The organism is Alsobacter sp., from assembly GCF_059501845.1.
In genome coordinates this window covers 162,000-182,386 of sequence record NZ_JCACDK010000014.1, presented here as the reverse complement: position 1 = coordinate 182,386, position 20,387 = coordinate 162,000, and the positions used below count along the sequence as shown (strand labels likewise).

18 protein-coding genes and 1 pseudogene are annotated in these 20,387 nt (G+C 68.7%); 13 read left to right on the top strand and 6 right to left on the bottom strand.

From position 1 onward, the window contains the following. Nucleotides 1-54: 54 nt before the first annotated feature. The 5 genes from AC5JCN_RS11845 to AC5JCN_RS11825 all read left to right on the top strand — a co-directional run bounded on the left by AC5JCN_RS11845 (nt 55) and on the right by AC5JCN_RS11825 (nt 5,831). Nucleotides 55-894, top strand: coding sequence for an ABC transporter permease (locus AC5JCN_RS11845; protein WP_495755506.1), 840 nt, complete (start codon nt 55-57; stop codon nt 892-894). Continuing rightward, nucleotides 894-1,673, top strand: coding sequence for an ABC transporter permease (locus AC5JCN_RS11840; RefSeq protein WP_495755264.1), 780 nt, complete (start codon nt 894-896; stop codon nt 1,671-1,673). The genes AC5JCN_RS11845 and AC5JCN_RS11840 overlap by 1 nt, the downstream gene beginning before the upstream one ends. Beyond that, entirely contained in the window at nt 1,660-2,727 is a 1,068-nt protein-coding gene (locus tag AC5JCN_RS11835; RefSeq protein WP_495755263.1) for an ABC transporter ATP-binding protein, read from the top strand. Before AC5JCN_RS11840 ends, AC5JCN_RS11835 begins: the two co-directional genes overlap by 14 nt. 1 nt (nt 2,728) lies before the next feature. Then, nucleotides 2,729-3,328, top strand: a complete 600-nt coding sequence (locus tag AC5JCN_RS11830) for a cysteine hydrolase family protein (RefSeq protein ID WP_495755262.1) — start codon at nt 2,729-2,731, stop codon at nt 3,326-3,328. A gap of 283 nt (nt 3,329-3,611) precedes the next feature. Continuing rightward, complete coding sequence (locus tag AC5JCN_RS11825) at nt 3,612-5,831, top strand: amylo-alpha-1,6-glucosidase (RefSeq protein WP_495755261.1); 2,220 nt, start codon at nt 3,612-3,614, stop codon at nt 5,829-5,831. Nucleotides 5,832-5,833: 2 nt separating this feature from the next. Here AC5JCN_RS11825 and AC5JCN_RS11820 read toward each other — a convergent pair whose 3' ends face one another. The 3 genes from AC5JCN_RS11820 to AC5JCN_RS11810 all read right to left on the bottom strand — a co-directional run bounded on the left by AC5JCN_RS11820 (nt 5,834) and on the right by AC5JCN_RS11810 (nt 8,736). Then, nucleotides 5,834-6,625: an AprI/Inh family metalloprotease inhibitor gene (locus tag AC5JCN_RS11820; protein ID WP_495755260.1), complete on the bottom strand. Its 792-nt coding sequence runs from the start codon at nt 6,623-6,625 to the stop codon at nt 5,834-5,836. A 13-nt stretch (nt 6,626-6,638) separates the two neighbouring features. After that, the gene (locus AC5JCN_RS11815; RefSeq protein WP_495755259.1) at nt 6,639-7,616 is read right to left on the bottom strand and encodes a 2-hydroxyacid dehydrogenase; all 978 of its coding nucleotides are present in this window, start codon (nt 7,614-7,616) and stop codon (nt 6,639-6,641) included. Nucleotides 7,617-7,698: 82 nt separating this feature from the next. Then, the gene (locus AC5JCN_RS11810; protein WP_495755258.1) at nt 7,699-8,736 is read right to left on the bottom strand and encodes a LacI family DNA-binding transcriptional regulator; all 1,038 of its coding nucleotides are present in this window, start codon (nt 8,734-8,736) and stop codon (nt 7,699-7,701) included. 92 nt (nt 8,737-8,828) lie between these two features. Between AC5JCN_RS11810 and AC5JCN_RS11805 the strand changes: the two genes are divergently transcribed. Together AC5JCN_RS11805 and hemN are read left to right on the top strand one after the other, a co-directional pair. After that, nucleotides 8,829-9,746: an NAD(P)-dependent oxidoreductase gene (locus AC5JCN_RS11805; RefSeq protein WP_495755257.1), complete on the top strand. Its 918-nt coding sequence runs from the start codon at nt 8,829-8,831 to the stop codon at nt 9,744-9,746. A gap of 75 nt (nt 9,747-9,821) precedes the next feature. After that, a complete protein-coding gene (hemN, locus tag AC5JCN_RS11800; protein WP_495755256.1) occupies nt 9,822-11,174 on the top strand; it encodes an oxygen-independent coproporphyrinogen III oxidase in 1,353 nt (450 codons plus the stop codon). Nucleotides 11,175-11,177: 3 nt separating this feature from the next. Here hemN and AC5JCN_RS11795 read toward each other — a convergent pair whose 3' ends face one another. Beyond that, nucleotides 11,178-12,074, bottom strand: a complete 897-nt coding sequence (locus AC5JCN_RS11795; RefSeq protein WP_495755255.1) for a DMT family transporter — start codon at nt 12,072-12,074, stop codon at nt 11,178-11,180. Nucleotides 12,075-12,179: 105 nt separating this feature from the next. Here AC5JCN_RS11795 and chrA point away from each other — a divergent pair, with 105 nt between their 5' ends. Next, on the top strand, nt 12,180-13,532 hold the full coding sequence (gene chrA / locus AC5JCN_RS11790; protein ID WP_495755254.1) for a chromate efflux transporter: 1,353 nt from the start codon (nt 12,180-12,182) through the stop codon (nt 13,530-13,532). Here chrA and AC5JCN_RS11785 read toward each other — a convergent pair. Further along, nucleotides 13,522-14,310 carry an ABC transporter ATP-binding protein gene (locus AC5JCN_RS11785; RefSeq protein ID WP_495755253.1) on the bottom strand — a complete coding sequence of 263 codons (789 nt, stop codon included), beginning with the start codon at nt 14,308-14,310 and terminating at the stop codon, nt 13,522-13,524. The two genes, chrA and AC5JCN_RS11785, sit on opposite strands and share 11 nt — an antisense overlap. 90 nt (nt 14,311-14,400) lie before the next feature. On the opposite strand from AC5JCN_RS11785, the gene AC5JCN_RS11780 reads away from it, so the two are divergent. The 4 genes and pseudogenes from AC5JCN_RS11780 (at nt 14,401) to AC5JCN_RS11765 (ending at nt 16,843) form a co-directional block, all read left to right on the top strand. Continuing rightward, nucleotides 14,401-15,189 (top strand): creatininase family protein, encoded by a 789-nt coding sequence (locus AC5JCN_RS11780; RefSeq protein ID WP_495755252.1) that lies wholly within the window; start codon nt 14,401-14,403, stop codon nt 15,187-15,189. A gap of 77 nt (nt 15,190-15,266) precedes the next feature. Continuing rightward, a pseudogene (gene puuE, locus AC5JCN_RS11775) lies at nt 15,267-16,166 on the top strand (allantoinase PuuE); the annotation flags it as partial. Between the two features lie 66 nt (nt 16,167-16,232). Beyond that, nucleotides 16,233-16,562, top strand: coding sequence for a type II toxin-antitoxin system RelE/ParE family toxin (locus AC5JCN_RS11770; RefSeq protein ID WP_495755251.1), 330 nt, complete (start codon nt 16,233-16,235; stop codon nt 16,560-16,562). After that, on the top strand, nt 16,559-16,843 hold the full coding sequence (locus AC5JCN_RS11765; RefSeq protein WP_495755250.1) for a helix-turn-helix domain-containing protein: 285 nt from the start codon (nt 16,559-16,561) through the stop codon (nt 16,841-16,843). Before AC5JCN_RS11770 ends, AC5JCN_RS11765 begins: the two co-directional genes overlap by 4 nt. A 6-nt stretch (nt 16,844-16,849) precedes the next feature. On the opposite strand, the gene AC5JCN_RS11760 is transcribed toward AC5JCN_RS11765, so the two are convergent. Further along, on the bottom strand, nt 16,850-18,430 hold the full coding sequence (locus AC5JCN_RS11760; RefSeq protein WP_495755249.1) for an OpgD/OpgG family glucan biosynthesis protein: 1,581 nt from the start codon (nt 18,428-18,430) through the stop codon (nt 16,850-16,852). A 670-nt stretch (nt 18,431-19,100) separates the two neighbouring features. On the opposite strand from AC5JCN_RS11760, the gene AC5JCN_RS11755 reads away from it, so the two are divergent. Further along, nucleotides 19,101-20,231, top strand: coding sequence for a type III PLP-dependent enzyme (locus AC5JCN_RS11755; protein ID WP_495755248.1), 1,131 nt, complete (start codon nt 19,101-19,103; stop codon nt 20,229-20,231). The last annotated feature ends 156 nt before the right edge of the window (nt 20,232-20,387 follow it).

The following is a 20,387-nucleotide window of genomic DNA, read 5'->3' as shown; positions in this document are numbered from 1 at the left end:
CCGGCCGCCGCTGCAGGGCCGGGCGAGAGGCGGCGGTGGATCACCACCGCCGCGATGCTGCTGCCCGCCTATGGCTGGCTGACCATCGCCGTATTCCTGCCGCTCCTCACGATGTTCGCCTTCAGCTTCCTGACGGCCGCGCCGATAGGCGGCCGCCAGGTCGGCTTCACCATCGAGCACTATCTCGCCTTCGCGCGGCGGCCCTACCTCATCGACCTCGCTTTGTCGTCACTGTCGCTGGGGCTTTGGACCACCGGCCTGTGCGTCGCCATCGGCCTGCCCGCCGCGCTCGCTCTGTCGCGGGCGACGCAGGGGCGGTTCAGGTCGATCCTGTTCCTGCTCATCATCCTGCCCTTCTGGTCCAACGGGCTGGTGCGCGTCTTCTCGTGGACGATGGTGCTGCGCGACGGCGGCGTGCTGGACTGGCTGATCCACGCCGCTTGGCCGTCGGCCCCGCCGCTCGGCATCCTTTACAGCACCCCGGCCATCGTCATCGGGCTGGTGCATGCCTACCTGCCCTACATGATCCTGACCTGCTACCTCGCCATCCAGTCGATAGACGACCAGGTGTTCGAGGCGGCGGAGAGCCTCGGCGCCCGCGCGCCGGTGGTGTTCTGGAAAATCGTCCTGCCGCTCGCCGCGCCGGGGATCCTCGCGGGCGCCGTGCTGATCTTCGTGCCGGTCATCGGCAGCTTCATGGAGCCGCGCATTCTCGGCGGGAAGTCGGGCATCGTGCTCGGCACCGCCATCGAGGACCAGTTCACCCAGGGCTTCAACTGGCCGCTCGGCTCGGCGCTGTCCTTCACCATGCTGGCGGTGGTGCTGGTGATCTTTGCGGCGTTCTCCCGCGTGCTGCGCGGCAGGCTGGCCGGGGCGACCGGGGGAGGGCGGTGATGCGCCGGCTCGGTCTCGCCTGGATCCTCGGCGTCGTCGCTTTCCTTTATCTGCCGATCGCCATGATGATGCTGATGGCGTTCAACGCCTCGCAATTCTACACGCTCCCGATCGCGTTCACGACGCGCTGGTTCAGCGATCTCGCCGGCAACGAGAAGCTTCTGACCGCCAGCAGCAACAGCGTTCTCGTGGCGCTCTTCACCATGGTGGTGGCCACCACGGTCGGGACGCTGGCCGCCGTCGCCCTCGACAGGCGCGTGGTGCGGGGCAGGAGTCTGTTGCAGATCCTGCTGCTGCCGCCGATCGCCATCCCCTGGCTCATCGTCGGCACGTCCATGCTTGTGTTCTTTTTCTGGACCGGAATCGGCCGTGGCCTGCACGCCATGCTGCTCGGCCACGTCGCGCTCGCCATCCCCTATGTCGTCATCGTCGTCGGCTCCGGCCTGCAGGCACTCCGGCCGGAACTGGAGGAGGCGGCGATGAGCCTCGGCGCCACGCCGGTGCGCGCCTTCATCTCCGTCACGCTTCCGCTGCTGGCGCCCAGCATCATCGCCGCGGCGCTGTTCGCCTTCGCCGTGTCGCTCGACCAGTTCGTGGTGTCCTATTTCCTCGCCACCCCCGGCTTTGCCACGCTGCCGGTGGAAATCTATTCCTCGATCCGCAAGGGCTTCACGCCCGAGATCAATGCAGTGTCGACGATCCTGCTGGGAGCCTCGATGATCATCGTCCTCGTCTTTGCGCAGCTCTCCAACCTGGGGCGGGCCGATGAGCGCCGTTGACGTCGAGGGGGTCTCGCGCAGCTACGGCCTGACGACCGTGCTCAGCGGTGTCTCGATCGGCTTCGAGGCCGGCAAGTTCACGAGCCTCCTGGGACCGTCCGGCTCGGGCAAGACGACGCTCCTGCGCATCATCGCCGGCTTCGTGAACCCCGACCGGGGGCGCATTTCGATTGCCGGGGCCGACGTGACACAGGAGCCGGTGTGGAAGCGGCGCATCGGCATGGTGTTCCAGTCCTACGCCCTCTTCCCGCACATGAGCGTGGCGCAGAACGTCGTCTTCGGCTTGCACCGGCGCGGCGTCAGAGGTGCCGAAGCCAACAGGGAAGTGGCGCGCGCGCTGGAACTCGTCCGGCTCACCGGCTTCGAGAACCGCCGCCCGAAGCAGCTCTCCGGCGGACAGCAGCAGCGCGTCGCGCTGGCCCGCGCCATCGTCACCAACCCCACCGTGCTCCTCCTGGACGAACCGCTGTCTGCCCTCGACCGGCGGCTGCGCCACGAGATGCAGGTGGAACTCCGGCGCATCCAGCGCGAGAGCGGGCTGACCACGATCTTCGTCACGCACGACCAGGAGGAGGCGCTCACGCTGTCCGACCGGATCGCCATCCTCGACCGGGGCCGCATCGTGCAGGACGGAGCGCCGGGCGAGATCTACGAGCATCCGCGGACGCGCTTCTCCGCCGCCTTTCTCGGCGACGCCAACTTCCTCACCGGCATCACGACGCCCGAGGGCGTGCAGGTGGGCGGCCGCCTGCTGCGCAGCAGCCTGCAACTCCCCGCGCAGGGCACCACGGTGACGCTCGCCGTCCGGCCTGAGAAGATCGCGTTCGTGCCTGCCGGTACACCCGAGGACGGGAGCAACCGGCTCGAGGCCATCGTCCGGCAGGTGGTCTATGCCGGCGCGAGCTCGACCTACCGGCTGGACTGCCCGGCCGCCGGCATCATGGACGGGACCTTCCGGGTCTTCGCCCAGAACCGCGAGGGCGGTGGGCCGCAGGTCGGCGAGAAGGCGCACCTGGCATTCTCCCCCGCCCACGCCGTGCCGCTGGAGGACTGAGATGGCCCTGCCGCACGGCCCGCTCGGGCCAGAGACCGCCCATCTCTGCATCGACGTGCAGCGCCTCTTCGCCGAGCCCGGCGAGTGGCACGTCCCGGGCCTCCCGGGCATCCTGCGCCACGTTGCTGCCCTCGCCCGGCACCGGCCGGAGCGCACGGTGTTCACGCGTTTCGTGGTGCCCGAGACGGCCGACCATGCCGTCGGAGCATGGGTGCGCTACTACCGGCGCTGGGGCGCCTTCACCGGAGAACGGCTGGATCCGGAGCTGATCGGGCTTGCTGGGGAGTTCGCCTCGCTGGTTCCACCCGCGGCCGTCATCGACAAGCCCGGTTACTCCGCCTTCGGGCCGCCGGACCTGCACCAATTGCTGGCGGCGCAAGGCATCTCGACGCTCGTGGTCACCGGGGTGGAGACGGATGTCTGCGTTCTCTCGAGCGTGATGCAAGCCATCGACCTCGGCTACCGCGTCGTGCTCGCCGCCGACGCCCTGGCGAGTTCCTCGCAGGCCGCGCACGAGGCGGCGATGGCTCATGTCTACCCGCGCTTCGACCAGCAGGTCGAAATAGCGGACACCGCCACGATCCTGCAGGCGTGGCGGTGATGTTTGGCTCTCTCTTGTCATCCCCGGCCGCCCGCAGGGCGGGGAAGGGGAACCAGGCTCGTTCTGCTCAGACGCGTTTTGGCCTCTGGATCCCCTTCCCCTCCGCGGCTCTGCCGCTCCGGCCGGGGATGACAAGGCTGGGCGTAAAAGCGGGAAGCGGAAGTCCGCTCGCACTCACGGATCTCGCGGCTGACCAGCCGGGCTGCAGGTCTTCCGACGCGCTTTTTTCGCCATGCAGAGGGCGGGTCTGAAGACCCGCGCTCCGAACCAGCGGACCCATCCCATGCTGCGCCACACCACGATCCCCGTTGAACGCGCCTGGAACACGTGGTCGAGCCGGCCGGCGGAGATGGTGTTCCTGCCACTGGGCGTTCGGGTGACGCCGGTCGCCTATGCCGACTCCGTCCGGAAGGCCACGCTGTTTCCGGCCGGGAAAGGGCTGACGCAGGGTGTCCACGCGCTGGACGGCTCGTCCGTGTCGCTGGAGCTCGAGCATGCCGGGACGCTGCTGGAGTGGCACTGGCGAAAGCAGGGCCCGTTCGATCTCTCGGGCGGCTGGCGGACCCGCCAGACCGGCGAGTGGGGCCTGCGCTTCTGGGTCAACGTCTGCCTCTCCGCCGAGGGCGGCGAGACGGTGCAATGGGATCCTTCGTTCGGCGTCGCATGGGTCAAGGTCGGGCACCGGTTCGTCGCCCTCGCACCCCGGAGCGAGCCGGTCCAGGTGACCGGGCACGAGACGGTCGAGGCGGTGGCCGCCGACTACGAGGCAAAGGGATACTTTTCGCTGTCGGCGAGGGCGGAAGAGGCACCTGTGCTTGCCCTGCGCTTCAACCTCGAAATGCAGTCCGACTTCGGCTTCGGCGTCTCGGTTGCGGATGATCTCGCGCTGGCCGCTGCCCGCGCCCGCGACGCGGCCAGGGATCACGGGGATCTTCCGCGGCCCATTCATACCGGCCGGTCACAGGGCATGCTCGACGCCATCCGTGACGTCGTCGGCTGGCTGACGGTCTGGGACCCGGTCAACCGGCGCCCATACACCGCGATCAGCCGCAGCTGGGACCTCACCAAGTTCGGCGGCTTCGGCGTCTGGCTCGACGACCAGCTCTACACCGCGCTGTTCGCCGGCCTGTTCGACCCGGAGCAGGCCCGCGAGAACCTCGCCACCGCTCTCGCAAACGTCACGCCGCATGGCAACCTGGCCTGTCTCGTCACCGCCAACGACGCCTGGGTGGACCGCACCCAGATCCCCGTCGCCTCGCTGCTGGTCTGGATGCTCTATCTGCGCGGCGGAGGCGAAGCCGTGCTCCGGCAGGCGTGGGAGACGCTGGCCCGCAACCACCGCTGGTGGTGGGAGAACCGCGATCCCGAGCGGCGCGGCCTCGTCTCCTACGGCACGTCCGACGTGGGGGAAGGGCTCTACAAGGGCACCTCGTTCGGCGCCCGCAATGAATCCTCGATGGACAACTCGCCCATCCATGACGAGGCGGAGTACGACCCCGAGACGCGGACGCTGACGACGATCGATGTCGGCCTCAATAGCATGCTGGCGCTCGACGCGGAAATGCTTTCGCTCATCGCCGCCGAGCTCGGCCACGAGGCTGAGGCGACCAAGTTTGCCCACCTCGCCGAGCGTACGCGGACGAACATCCGCACGGAACTGTGGGATGCCTCGCGCGGGATTTTCGCCAACCGCCTGCGCGGCGGCGGCTTCGTGCGCAGCGTCGGGCCGACCAGCTTCTACCCACTGATTGCCGCCGCCGCCGACGAGGAGCAGGTGGAGAGCCTTCTGCGCCATCTCGCCGATGACGGGACCTTCGGCGGCGAGTTCCGCGTGCCCAGCGTCAGCCGGGACGATCCCTCGTTCCACCACAATGTCTACTGGCGCGGGCGCGTCTGGCCGCCGCTCAACTGGACGATCTGGCAAGGGTTGCGCCGCTACGGGCGGTTCGCCGAGGCCACGGCTCTGGCCCGAGACAGCGAGCGCCTGTTCCGCTCGGCGTGGGACAGGCGGCTCTGCCCGGAGAACTACAATGCCGTGACCGGCGAGCCGCTGGACCAGCCGGACACGGAGGGCTTCTACGGCTGGGGCGCGCTGATGCCGATGATGGCTGTCGGCGAGATCCTCGACGTCTCGCCCTGGCATGGATGGACGGTGGTCAATGACGGCGGCAACGTCGGCATGGGCCCGCTGCGCACACCTGCGGGACTTGCCACGCTGCGGGTCGAGGAGGGTGTGCTGGAGCTGGTCTGCGGTGAGCGCGTCCTGATGCGCACCGGCATCCGGGGCCGCCTGAGCCGGCTGCGCTTTGAGACCGGGCACGTCTCCATGGTGCTGCCGGACGGAGCCGGGGAGATCACCCTGCCGCGCGTTCCTCCTGGGTCCGTGCTGCTGGCGACGGTCGGCGGCCAGCCGGCGGTGACACGCGACGAGGGCGGGGAACTTCGCGTGTCGGTTCCGGCCGGGGGCGACGGGCGCGAACTCGTCGTGGTCTGGCGCGCCTGAGCCTACTGCTTGCGCATGTAGAGCTCGGCCCCCGACGGCGGGTCCTTCCCGAAGACGCCGTCCTTGCCCGGCGCGAAGCTCTGCTCGTGACCCTTGGCCGCGATCAGGACCAGCCGGCCCCGGTCGGTGCGCCACGCGATCGGGCTGAAGACTTTCAGCCCGATGTCGATGCAGCCGCCGGAGAGCTTCGCGGCAAACGTGCCAACCTTTTTTCCACGCGCCGGAAGCAGGTCGATCGAGCAGAGCGGCTTGAACCGCTCGCGCGCCATCCCCCAGGTGCCGACGATCTCGTCGGGGCTCAGCGGCGGCAGCACGGCTTCCGGCGTGGCGGGGGCGGCTGCCTTCGCATCCAGCGCGGCGGCAACGACGGCCGAACGCGGGGCGTCCTTCGTGCCGCCCACCGCAGCCAGCGTAAAGCTTCCGCCCTGGCTCGCGGTGAAGGCGCCCGGCGCGTTGGCCCTGTCGAAGCCGAGGACGGCCTTGCCGGACGCATCGAGGAATTCGATGCGCTTCTCCGGCGTCAGCGTCCATGCCGATGCCTGGACGAGGAGCGGGACGGCCGTGCGGCAGGCCGGCGGCGCGCCGAGGCCGTAGCCGTGCGGAACGGGGTTGTCGGTGAGCGTCAGCCGGCACTTGCGCCCGGACTTGCCGTCCGCCAGCTCCCAGCCGCCCGCCATCGCGCTGACCAGCGCGGTGGGAGCAGGAGCTTCAGCGGTGGCGGCGCGGGCGGCGCCTCCGGCGACCAGCAGGAGCGCCAGGCACCCGGCCAGCGTCAGGCGCGGCATCGCCCTCATCGGCATCTCCCTCTCACGCCCTCGGCCACGGTGTCTCGGAGACCGGCGTGACCGGGCCCTTGCCCGAGAACCATGACGTGACGTTGTCGACGACGAGCTGGCCCATTCGGCCGCGGGTGTGATGGGTGGCCGACCCGACATGCGGCAGCAGCACTGCATTGTCGAGTGCGATCAGTTCGGCCGGGACGTGTGGCTCGTGCTCGAACACGTCCAGGCCCGCCATGAAGATGGTTTTGGAGCGAAGCGCCTCCACCAGGGCCGCTTCGTCCACGACGCTGCCGCGCCCGACATTGATGAAGACGCCTTGCGGCCCCAGCGCCTGGAACACCTCGCGGCCGATCATGTGGTGGGTCGCGGCTCCGCCGGGGGCAACGCTGATCAGGATGTCGGACTCCTTCGCCAGATCGATGAGCGAGGGCACGTACCGGTAGGGTACGTCGTCCTGCCTGCTCCGGCCGTGGTAGGCCACCGCCAGCCCGAAGGCCTCGCAGCGGGCTGCGATCACCTTGCCGATCCGCCCGAGCCCCAGAATGCCGACCCGCTTACCCCGCAGCGTGCCATGGGTGAGGGGGTAGGGCCCCTCCTTCTCCCACCGGCCCTGCCGCAGCCACGCCTCGGCCTTCGAGAGCTCGCGCACGGTCATCAGCAGGAGGCCGAACGTCGTGTCGGCGACTTCGTCCGTGAGGACGTCGGGCGTGTTGGTGACGACGATGCCGTGCTTGCCGGCCCAGGCGGCATCAACCGTGTCGTAGCCGACACCGAAATTGGCGACGATCTCAAGGGACGGCATGCGGCTCATCAGCGCGCCGTCCGTTGCCACGTGGCCGCCGGTGGCCATGCCCCGGATGCGGGGCCCGACCTCCCTGAAGAACGCCTCCCGCTCCGCCTCGTCCGGCAGCCTGTGCAGGGTGAAGCTGGCCTCCAACTGATCGGTGATCAGCGGCATCATGCGGCCGGCGGCGAGGATCTCGACACTCTTCAAACTGCTCATGCCAACCGCCCATACTCTCTCGATTCGTCACCGCAGCGGCATTCTGTCCGCCGGGGCGCCCCCGGGCAAGCCGCGCCGCGGATCAGGCTGGCACTGCCGAGGCGCGCACCACGAGCTCCGCCGGGAGCACGAGCCGGCGTGGCGGCAGCGCCGGGTTGGCGATGCGGCTGTGCAGGAATGCCGCTGCGTGGCGGCCGAGATCCCTGGGCTTCAGGCGCAACGTCGTGAGTGCCGGAAACCAGAGCGCAGCCTCGGCGACGTCGTCGCACCCGACGATGGAGAAGTCCTGTCCCGCCTCGAGCCCGGCATGACGGAGCCCCAGCATCGCGCCGAAAGCGACGAGATCGCTGAAGCACACCGCCGCCGTGGGCTTCGGGTCGGCCTGAAGCACGGCGCCGATGGCGCGCATGCCATGGTCGCGGGTCCCGTGACCGGTCTGGACGAGGGCCCGATCATATTGCAGGCCGTGGCGGGAGAGCGCCTCGCGGTAGCCGCGCAGCCGATCGCGCCCGGTTGAGGTCCGCTCCGAACCGCCGATCATGGCGATGCGCCTGTGCCCGAGTTCGACGAGGTGGTCGATCCCGAGCCCGATGGCGCCGCAATCGTCGCAGCCGACGAAGTCGAAGGCGAGGCCCTCGACATAGCGCGCGATCTGGACCGCCGGGATGCGGCTCGCGGCGAGGCTGACGAAGTCTTCCAGGAGACTGCCGTCGGCGGGACAGAACACGATCCCGTCCGGGCGGTATTCCTTCAGTGTGCGCAGGACGCGCTGCTGCCTCTCGCGGCTTTCGCCATAGGTACCCAGGAGAAGCGATCGCCCGACCTCGCCGACCTGTTCGTCCAGCACGCCCAGCAGTTCCGCGAAGTACGGGTTGGTGACGTCGTGAATGCCGACCGCCACGATCTGCGAGCGGTCCGTCCGCAACGACGCCGCGCTGCGGTTGTAGACGTAGCCCATCTCCTCGGCGACGCGGCGAACCCGCTCACGCGTCGCCTCCGCCACCACGGAATTGCCCCGCAACGCCAGCGAAACCGTGGCCGTCGACACGGACAGCCGCTCGGCGATCGCCTGCAGCGTCACGCGTCCCTGATCGACGCGCTCGTCATTCCCCCCGTGCATTCGCCCTGCTTGCCTGTTGCGTCCGGCTCGCTTCATATGCCCGCGGCCCGGCGGCGCTGCGGGCAGCAAGCGAATGTACAGGGGAGGAAGCAGTGAGTGAACCCACCGAACGTGTCGGCTTCATCGGCGTGGGCCTGATGGGCCATGGCATGGCCAAGAACATCGTCGAGAAGGGCTATCCGCTGACCGTCCTTGCGCGCAAGAACCGGGCTCCGATCGACGACCTCGTCAAGCGTGGCGCACGCGAAACGGGCAGCGTGGGCGAAGTCGGCGCTGCCTCCAGCATCGTCTTCCTGTGCGTCACCGGGTCGCCGGAGGTGGAGGCGATCGTGCGCGGGCCGGGCGGCCTGAAGGAGACCATGAAGAAGGGCTCCGTGATTGTCGACTGCTCGACAGCCGACCCCAACTCGACCCTCGCTCTCGCCGCAGACCTCGCCCCGCTCGGCATCGACTATGTCGACGCGCCACTCTCCCGCACGCCGAAGGAGGCCTGGGAGGGCACGCTGGACTGCATGGTCGGGGCTAGCGACGCCGTCTTCGCCCGCGTGAAGCCCGTCATCGACACCTGGGCCGGCCGGGTCGTGCATATCGGCGGCACCGGGGACGGACACCGCATGAAGCTCCTCAACAACTTCGTGTCGCTCGGCTACGCGGCGCTCTACGCCGAAGCACTGACGCTGGCGCAGAAGGTCGGCATCACGCCGGCGCGCTTCGACGCAGTGATCCGAGGCGGCCGCATGGATTGCGGCTTCTACCAGACCTTCATGAAGTGGACGCTGGACCGCGATCCCGAGGCGCACAAGTTCACGCTGTCCAACGCGTTCAAGGACCTGCGCTACCTGGAGTCCATGGCGGACGCGGCCGGCGTCGCTAACCCGCTCGGCAACGCGGTGAAGAACTCCTTCGCGCTGGCTGGAGGCGCCGGCCAGTTGGACAAGTTCGTGCCGATGCTGGCGACCTTCATCGCCGGCGTGAACGGCGTCGACCTGGAGCCTGCCAAGAAGGACTGACGCAGAATCTCGCCCGGGGCGGTCCGCATTGACGTTCGTCAAAGAGAGCTGCCCCGGGTCCTGCGACAAAGGGGGATGAGCACTCTCCCCACCTCTCTCGTCCTGGCCGAACGCGCCGTCCCGCGCTACACGAGCTACCCCACGGCGCCGCATTTCGGCCCGGCCGTTGACGGGACACTCGCCGCTGCCTGGCTCGCCGACCTTCCCCGCACGGCGACCCTCTCGCTCTACGTCCACGTGCCGTATTGCCGGACGATCTGCACCTATTGCGGTTGCCATACGAAGGCTGTGCGCCGGGAAGAGCCGCTCGACGCCTATGTCGAGACGGTCGAGCGCGAGATCGCGAATCTCGCCGCGGCAACGCGCGCACGAAAGGTGACCCACATCCATTGGGGCGGCGGCACCCCGAGCCTGCTGGGGCCGGAGCGGCTGAGACGCCTCGCCGGCCGGATCGGCGAGGCCTTCGACCTCTCCGCCATGCGCGAGCACGCCATCGAGCTCGATCCCCGCACCGTCGGGCGGGAACTCGTCGCGGCGCTTGCCGGGATCGGCATCAACCGGGCGAGCCTCGGCGTCCAGGACATGAACCTCAAGGTGCAGGAGGCGATCGGACGCGTCCAGCCGTACGAGACGGTCGTGGACTGCGTGACGATGCTGCGCGATGCCGGCATCTCGGCCGTCAACCTCGACCTGATGTATGGCCTGCCCTTCCAGGGGCTGGCCGAGGTTCGGCGCACGGCGGAGCTGGCTGCCGGGCTGTCCCCCTCGAGGCTGGCGATCTTCGGCTACGCCCACGTCCCCTGGTTCAAGGTGCACCAGCGGCTCATCGATGCCGCGACGCTTCCGGGAGCCGCCGAGCGCATCGCCCAGGCCAACGCCGCGCGGGAGACACTCGAGGGCTTCGGATACGAGACGATCGGGTTGGACCACTTTGCCCGGCCTGACGACCCCATGGCCGTCGCGGCGCGCAACGGAACGCTGCGCCGCAACTTCCAGGGCTACACAACCGACAGCGCCGACGCGCTGCTGGGCCTCGGCCCGTCGTCAGTTGGTCGGCTGCCGGAGGGCTACGTGCAGAATGCGTCCGACAATGGCGGCTGGCGCAGGGCCGTCGAAGCGGGCTCGATCCCCGTTACGCGGGGCGTCGCCTTCTCGGGAGAAGACCTTGCCCGCGCCGCCGTCATCGAGCGGCTGATGTGCGACTTCGCCGTGGATTTCGGCGCAATCTCCAGGACCATGCTCGGCGACGCAACGGCGATGGACGATGCCGCGGAGGAACTGGACGGGCTGGCGCAGCAGGGCGTCCTGGTACGCGATGGGCGCAGGATCACGCTGACCCTGGAAGGCAGGCCCTTCATGCGTCTCGCCGCGGCGGCCTTCGACGCCTATCTCCATGCAGGCGCCGCGCGGCATTCCGCCGCGGTGTGACACTCAGGGTCGCCGCCGCTCGAGGCTGAGCAGGTACAGTCCGGACGCAACCACGATCGCGGCGCCGGCCAGCGTGTACATGTCGGGCAGGTCGCCGAAGACGACGTAGCCCAGCCCCGTCATCCAGATCAGCTGGGTGTACATGAAGGGCGACAGCACCACGGCCGGCGCACGCTGATGCGCCGAGATCAGCAGCCAGTGCCCCACCGTGCCGAAAGCGCCCATGGCGACCATCAGGCCCCATTGCAGCGCGCCCGACGGTGTCACCCAAACGAACGGCAGGGCCGGCAGAAGGACCAGCACCCCGGCGATGCCGGAATAGACGAGGGTCGTCTCTGTCCGGTCCCAGCCCGCCAGCATGCGCGTCATGATGGCGTAGCCGGCGTAGCAGAAGGCTGCTCCGATGGAGAGGATCGCCGCCGGGTGGACGTGGCCCACGCCCGGGCGCGTGACGACGAGGACACCCGTGAAGCCGACGATGATGGCACCCAGCCTCTGGGCGCCGACCTTCTCGCCCAGCACCGGCACGGCCAGCAGCGCGACAATGAGCGGCGTGGCGAACGTGATCGAGGTGGTCTCGGCCAGCTGCAGGTAGCGGAGCGCGAGGAAATTGAGCAGGGTCGAGCACAGGACCAGCAGCGAGCGGACCAACTGCACGACCGGACGGCGCGTGCGCAGGACGCCCGGCGTCGTCCAGGGATTCACGACGGTGAAGATGATGACGACGCTGAAGAAGTACCGCGCCCAGACGATCTGAACGTTGGGCAGCAGGTGCCCCAGATACTTGGCGCTGGTATCGAGGCCGGAGAAGCAAAGGAGCGCGCCGCACATCATGCCGATGCCCAGCAGGCGCTCGCGCTTCGCGTCGCGCGAAGCGGCCCCGTCGCTCGCCTCCTTCATGCCCCCAGCCCGGCTCCAGCCCCGTCCTCCTGTAGCGCAGCGCAGTGCTGCCGGCGACTGGCTCCGGCGCGCGTCTCCCCTGCATGATGGCCGGAACGCAGGCCGATGACCGCAGCGGCCATGCCCGACCATGACGAACGGGCCGCCGTGCCCCCGGCGACCCTCGGGGAGGCCGCGCGGCTCTGGGCGAAGATCGGCTTCCTGTCGTTCGGGGGCGCTGCCGCCCAGATCGCAATGCTGCACCGCCTCGTCGTCGAGGAGCGGCGCTGGCTGGACGAGCAGCGGTTCCTGCATGCGCTGAACTTCTGCATGCTCCTGCCGGGCCCCGAGGCACAGCAACTCGCAACCTATGTCGGCTGGCTGCTGCACGGGACGCGGGGAGGGCTCGTCGCCGGACTCCTCTTCGTGCTGCCCGGCGCGTTGGTGATGCTGGGGCTGAGCCTCGTCTATGCCTATGCGGGACACATCCCATTTGTCGCGGCACTGTTCCTGGGGCTCAAGGCGGCGGTGCTGGCCATCGTCGTGGATGCCGTCATCCGGATCGGGCGGCGAGCCCTGAAGACGCGGCTCGCCGTGGCGCTGGCTATCGTCGCCTTCACTGCCACCATCCTGCTGGGGCTGCCTTTCCCTGCCATCGTAGTCGGCGCGGGATTGCTGGGCGCCGTCGTGGTTCGGAACTGGCCAGGGGCCCTGGGTGCGGCTCCGTCGTCGGGCAAAGCGCCGGGCTCGGCGGTCAGCCCGCCATGGATGGCGACCCTTCGCGTCGTCGTCCTGTGGCTCGCCGTATGGTTTGCACCGGTTGCGGCCGCGGCGGCGGTGCTCGGGCCGGGCCATGTGCTGGTCGACGTCGGGCTTTTCTTCGCTAAGCTGGCGGCCCTCACCTTCGGCGGGGCCTACGCGCTCTTGGCCTGGCTTGCCCAGGCCGCGGTGGAGACCAAGGGGTGGCTCTCCCCGGCCCAGATGGTCGATGGTCTCGGCCTCGCCGAGACGACGCCCGGCCCGACCATCCTCGTCACGCAGTTCGTCGGCTTCCTCGCCGGCCTTCGCGCGCCCGGACCGCTCAACCCGGCGGTCTCGGCCGTCCTCGCCGCGGCGATGACGACGTGGGTCACCTTCGCGCCGTCGTTCCTGTGGATCTTCGCGGGCGCGCCCTACATCGAGCGCTTGCGCCACAACCAAGCCCTGGGCGGAGCGCTCGCCGCAATCAGCGCCGCGGTCGTCGGCGTCATCGCCTACGTGGCCGTGTGGTTCGGCCTCCACGTGCTCTTCGCAGATGTGGGCGAGGCGGCGGCGGGCCCGTTCCGGATCCCGACCGTCGATCCCTCCAGCGTCAGGCTGGACAGCGCCGGCCTCTGCGCGCTGGCGGTGCTCATGCTTCTGGTGCTGCGCCGCGGCCTGTTCGAGACGCTCGGCGTCGTCACGGCGGCCGGTCTCGTGGTGAGCCTGCTCAGCTCCTGACCACGTCCTCGAACAGTGCCGACGCCTCTGCGCAGGCGGCCTGATAGGCGGGGCTGCGCCGCAACGCTGCCGTGCGCGGTTGCGGAAATTCGATGCGCAGCTCGCGCGCTATCCGTCCGGGACGCGGCGGCATCATCGCGATCCGATCGGACAGGAACACGCTCTCGTAGATCGAGTGCGTCACGAAAACGACGGTGCAGCCGAGTTCGGCCGCCAGCCGCACGAGATCGTCGTTCAGCCTGAAGCGGGTGATCTCGTCGAGCGCCGCAAAAGGCTCGTCCATCAGCAGGAGCCCGGGACGCGTCACGAGGGCCCGCGCGATGGAAACGCGCATCCGCATACCGCCGGACAGTTCGTGCGGCAGCAGCCTCGCGGCCTCGCTGATCCCGACGAGACTGAGCATCTCGCCAATCGCACCGTCCGCGTCACGGCGCGGCGTACCGGCGATCCGCAGCGGGAGGTAGACGTTGTCGGCAACGCTCGCCCACGGCATCAGGGTCGCGTCCTGGAAGACGTAGCCGACTCCGCCCGCCTTGCGCAGCGGCAACACCGGGCCTGCGACCGTCCCCGATGTCGGCTCGTCGAGCCCTGCGAGGATGCGCAGGATGGTCGTCTTGCCGCAGCCGGAGGGGCCGAGCAGGGAGAGGAACTCGCCCTCGCGCACGGTCAAGTCGACGCCCGCCAGCGCCGCTGTGCCCGTGGGGAAGACCCGCCCGACGCCGCGCAGCTCGGCCAGAGGCTGGCCGGCGCTCGCGATCTCGTCGGCTGCGGCTTTCATCCATCGCTCTCCAGGCAAAAGGGTCGGCCCCGTATAGCCAATAAGGCGGCGCTTGGGCATCCTCCGGCGTCGCCGCTCCGGAGCCTCGCCATGCCCTTTCCCCGCCTGTGGTCGGAACTCGGCCGCGCCGACATCGAATCCGGCGCCTTGGCCGGTGCCGTGGCCGTGCTTCCGGTCGCCGCAACGGAACAGCACGGGCCGCATCTGCCGCTGGGTGTCGACAGCCTGATCATGGGCTTCTTCCTCGCGGCCGTACGTGAGGCCCTGCCGGACGAACTGCCCGCCCTGATCCTGCCGGTGCAGGAGGTCGGCTGCTCGCACGAGCACCTCGCCTTTCCCGGCACGCTTTCGCTCGCACCGCGAGACGCCGTTTCCGCGTGGACCGCGATCGGCGAAGGTGTGGCACGGACCGGCTGCAGGCGGGTCGTCCTCGTGAGCTCGCATGGCGGAAACGGCCCGGCAATGGAGCTTGCGGCGCAGGAACTGCGTGTGCAGTCCCGAATGATTGCCGTTACGACCTCCTGGGCCCGTCTGGGACACCCGCCGGCGCCGGACGGTATCGATCTCGCCCATGACTGGCACGGCGGTTTCGCCGAGACCTCGATCATGCTGGCCTTCCGGCCAGACCTCGTCCGGCGCGACCGGTTGGCCGATTTTTCCTCGCGCGGGGCGGAAATGGAAACGCGCTTCAAGCGTCTACGGGCTTCGCGGCCTGCCGGCTTTTCCTGGATGGCCCAGGACCTGAACCCCGAAGGCGCCCTGGGAAACGCCTCGCTTGCATCGGCCGAGTGGGGGCGCGCGGCCGTTCAGCACGGCGCGCGTGCCTTTGTCGAACTCCTCGCGGACGTCGCCGCGTTCGATCTGGCGCCGGGCGGCTAGAACACAGCCATTCGGCCACTGCGGCTTGCACGCTGCCCCGCGTCGCGCTTCCCTGACGGTACGACAGGGAGACGACGATGACTGAGACCTATCCGCGCGACATGACGGGCTATGGCCGGACACCGCCCGATCCGCGCTGGCCGGGCGACGCGCGCATCTGCGTGCAGTTCGTCATCAATTACGAGGAGGGCGGCGAGAACAACATCCTCCACGGCGATCCCGCCTCGGAGGCTTTCCTGTCGGAGATCGTCGGCGCCCAGCCCTGGCCGGGGCAACGGCACTGGAACATGGAGACAATCTACGAGTACGGCGCGCGCGCCGGGTTCTGGAGGCTGTGGCGGCTCTTCACGTCCCGCAACATCCCGGTCACCGTCTACGGTGTCGCCACCGCCATGGCGCGCGGGCGCGAGCAGACCGCGGCCATGCAGGAGGCCGGCTGGGAGATCGCCAGCCACGGGCTGAAGTGGATCGAGCACAAGGACATGAGCGAGGAGGAGGAGCGCGGGCAGATCGCCCAGGCCATCCGCCTGCACACGGAGGTCACGGGTGAGCGCCCGCTGGGCTGGTACACCGGCCGCTGCTCCATGAACACGCAGCGGCTCGTCGCCGAGGAGGGTGGCTTCCTCTACTCCTCCGACAGCTATGCCGACGACCTGCCCTACTGGGTGTCGGGCCCCAAGGGCCCCCACCTCGTGCTGCCCTACACGCTCGATTCCAACGACATGCGTTTCGCCACCCCGCAGGGCTTCAACAGCGGCGACCAGTTCTTCACCTATCTCAAGGACAGCTTCGACGTGCTCTACCGCGAGGGAGGGGAGGGGCAGGCCAAGATGTTCAACATCGGCCTGCACTGCCGCCTCGTCGGCAGGCCCGGCCGCTCGGCGGCGCTGGAACGCTTCGTCGACTACGTGCTCTCGCACGACAAGGTCTGGGTCACCCGGCGCATCGACATTGCCCGCCACTGGCGCGAGGTGCATCCGGCGGGGTAGATTTTTTCATTCGCCGAGAAGATTGTTCTTCTATACAAATTCTTGTATTAAAAAATGAAACGGGTCGTTTTCCTGGGGTCCAGTCTCACCGACCTGCGCGCTTTCCCAAGTGGCCCGCGGCAGGCCGCCGGTTTCCAACTGGACAGGCTTCAGCACGGGCTCGTTCCGAACGACTGGAAGCCAATGCCAAGCATAGGCGCAGGGGCCGCCGAACTGAGGGTTCGAAGCGCAGAAGGCGCGTTCAGGGTCATCTATGTTGCAAAACTGGCCGACGGACTCTACGTGCTTCACGCCTTCCGAAAGGCGACGCAGAAAACGCCAGCCCACGATATCGAGTTGGCTCGGGCGCGTTACGCCCTGATCTGGACGGAGACTGGGCTATGACCGGCCAGCCATTCGCGAGCGTCTGGGACGCTCTCTCGGACACACACGAAGAAGCGCTTAGCCTGAAAGCGAAAGCCGACGTCATGAGGCACATTCAGGGTGCAGTCGAAAGCTGGGCGCAAACTCAGAGCGCTGCTGCCGAGAGGCTCGGGATTAGCCAGCCCCGCCTGAACGACCTTCTGCGCGGCCGACTGGACAGGTTCAGCCTCGACACGTTGGTCGACCTCGCAGGTCGCGCCGGACTCCAGGTCGACGTCAGCGTCTCGCCCCGCGCCGCCTGACCCCGCTCATTCCGCCTTCCACGGGAAGGTCCACGTTTCCGTCAACGCGCGGTTGCCGCTCTTCAGGAAGGCGCGGATGTCGGCGGACTGGCCCTTGTCGACGGCCACGTCTATCCCGGCCCGGAAACCGCGGCTCTTCGTGTTGGGGATGAGCCAGGTGCGCAGGATGCGGCCATTCGAGATGCTCGGAACGATCTGCACCTTCTCCGGGTCGGGCAGGTAGTATTCGAGCTCGCCGCCACCGAAGTCGATGATGAACCGCCTCGTGCCAGGCTCTGCGGCTTCCGACGAGCCGAGAGCCCGGGGGTGCGTCTGCCAAGTGTGATAGGCCTTCCCGCCGGGATGAAGGGCGAAATCCTTGGTCACGGCCGTGACGCGATAACCCCAGACCAGGTTCTGCCCCGGCTCGGGCGCTGCGTTCGGCGTCCAGTAGCTGACCACGTTGTCGTTCGTCTCGTCGCCTGTCGGGATCTCGACGAGCTCGATCCGTCCGTCGCCCCACTGGCCCCTCGGCTCGACCCAGTAGCTCGGCCGCGCCTCGTAGCCGAGGTCGAGGTCCTGGTAGTGCTCGAAGATGCGGTCGCGCTGCATCAGCCCGAACCCGCGCGGGTCCTTGTCGATGAAGCTCGAGATGGTGATCTCGGTGGGATTGCGGAGTGGGCGCCAAATCCATTCGCCGGCCCCGGTCTGCATCAGCAGGCCGTCGGAATCGTGCAGCTCCGGCCGGAAGTCGTCGTTGAAGCGCTTGTCGTTCTCGCCGACGAAGAACATCGAGGTCAGCGGCGCGATGCCGATGCGCGGGATGGGCCGGCGCGGGAAGAGCGTCATCGTCACGTCGACCACGGTCTGCTCGGCCGGGTAGACGAAGAACTGGTAGGCGCCGGTCACCGACTGTCCGTCGAGCAGGGCGTAGATGACGGCGCGGTCGGCGTCCGGCGAAGGTTGCTCGATCCAGAACTCGCGGAAGAGGGGGAACTCCTCCGTCTCCTTGGCGCCGACCCCGATGGCGAGGCCACGCGCCGAAAGGCCATAGCGCTGGTGACGGCCGAGGAACCGGAAGTAGCTCGCGCCGAGGAACGAGATCAATTCGTCCTGAACGCGCGGATCGTTGAGGGGGTAGTGCAGGCGGAACCCGGCGAAGCCCAGGTTGACGGGCAGCGGGCGCTCGAACTTGTTCTTCCCGTAGTCGAACAGCGAGGCGGAGTAGGGCACCGGCGCCGGTACGCCGTCGCGGATGACGTTCACCACCACCGGGCGCGTGAACAGGAAGCCCGGGTGGAACATCTGCATCCGGAACTGGCCGCCATTGCCGCCCAGCAGGGCCTTGTCGGCGCGGAAGCGGATGTCGCGGTAGCTGTCATAGTCGAGCTTGGCCAGCGCATCCGGCAGGGGCGGCGGGTTGGGTTCGAAGGGCGCCGCCGCGAGATCGCGGGCGCGCTTGACCACGTCCTCATAGCCGAACTTCGGCTGCTGGGGCGGTGCGGCGGAGCCGTTCTGGTCCTGCGCCAGCGCGACTGCGGGGGCCGAGAGGAGGGCTGCGCCGAGCGCGCCCAGACTTTCCATGAAACTGCGACGTGAGACGGGCATCTTGGCTCGGAGAATGCGATTCGGGAGACAGTGGGGCGTGCTGTACCCCGGCGTTGCGCGCCGCCGGCCGAAGGCCACACGGCTTCGCCCCGCCGGGCTCGGGCGGGTCATGTCCTTGAACTCGTTAGCAGAGAGTTAGGTGTCACGTCAGTCCTTTTGAAGGCCGGAGAAATCCGTTCAAGAAAACTCTTGTACCCGAGGGTCGCGGGCCTTATGTACGCCCTCGCCCAATTTCGCACGTGCCTGTGGTCGCGTGCTGGTCGGTGGGCATCCGGACAAGAGGCCGGACAGCCGCCCGGGACAGGATCGGGAGCAGCGGGGTGGGAACCCCCTGTCGATGATCCCGGCGAGAGATCGCCGCGTCTCGAACTCTGACCAGCAGCCGGAGGCGAAACCGGCGAACCCTGCTCTCCACAGGGGACGCGACTTAAAGCAACGACGGAGCGGGCTTTTTTGGTCTCGTCCGGCCCTCCAAAGGCCGGGTCACCGAAGAGGCTTGTCCATCTTGCCAGGCGTGCGGAGCGGGTCACTCCCCGGTCCAATCCAAGGCAGTCATCGCGGGTGATCTCACCCGGCGCCGCGTCTCCATCGCGCCGCGCCGTGGGACCGTCACCCGGGGCTCACAATGGGCGCGCTGCCGCGCGTCCCCAGACCTTGGGAGATTCGTGCCATGACCGCACGCATCCGCGATTTCCTTCGCTCGCGACGCGAGGACGGCCCGTGCCTTGTCCTCGACCTCGACATCGTGCGCGAGAACTACCTCGCCTTCGCCCATGCTTTGCCGGACACGCGCGTGTTCTACGCCGTCAAGGCGAACCCCGCGCCGGAGGTGCTGTCGCTCCTTGCCAGCCTCGGCTCGTGCTTCGACACGGCGTCCGTGGCCGAGGTCGAGATGGCCCTCGCTGCCGGCGCCACCGCCGAGCGCGTCTCCTTCGGCAACACCATCAAGAAGGAGCGCGACGTCGCACGCGCCTTCGAGTTGGGCGTGCGTCTCTTCGCTGTCGACTGCAAGGCGGAAGTCGAGAAGATCGCCCGCGTGGCGCCCGGCTCGCGCGTGTTCTGCCGCATCCTGTGCGACGGGGCAGGCGCCGAGTGGCCGCTGTCGCGCAAGTTCGGCTGCGTGCCGGAGATGGCGACGGACGTGCTGGAGCATGCTCACCGCCTCGGGCTGGAGGCTTACGGCGTCTCCTTCCACGTCGGTTCGCAGCAGCGCAACACGGAAGCCTGGGACTCGGCGCTCGCATCCGCGTCCGAGATCTTCCGGGAGTGCGCCGAGCGCGGCATCCATCTCTCGATGGTCAACCTCGGCGGGGGCTTCCCGACGAAGTACCTGAAGGAGATCCCGGGCGTGGAGAGCTACGGCGAGTCGATCTTCCGCGCGCTGTCGAAGCACTTCGGCAACCGCCTGCCCGAGACGATCATCGAGCCCGGGCGCGGCATGGTCGGCAACGCCGGCATCATCGAGGCCGAGGTGGTGCTGGTTTCGCGGAAGTCGGACGATGACGAGGTGCGCTGGGTCTATCTCGACATCGGCAAGTTCGGCGGTCTCGCCGAGACGATGGACGAGGCGATCCGCTACGCCGTCCGCACCGACCATGACGGGGACGAGATGGCGCCGTGCGTGCTTGCAGGCCCCACCTGCGACTCCGCGGACGTGCTGTACGAGAAGGAGCCGTACTGGCTCCCCGTGAGCCTCGAGATCGGCGACAAGGTGCTGATCGAAGGAACGGGAGCCTACACGACCACCTACTCGGCCGTCGCCTTCAATGGCTTTCCGCCGCTCCGATCCTACGTGATCTGAGGCGGCGCAAGCCGCCGCACAGTGGATGGGCGGGCTCCCGGGCCCGCCCGCATCCCGGCGCGTACCTTCCCGCGCCCATGTCCTGGGACCGATCCGGGTCCCGGCTTTCCCCACGATCGCGCCGCATGGCGCGTTGCCGACCGACCCGGACCACCG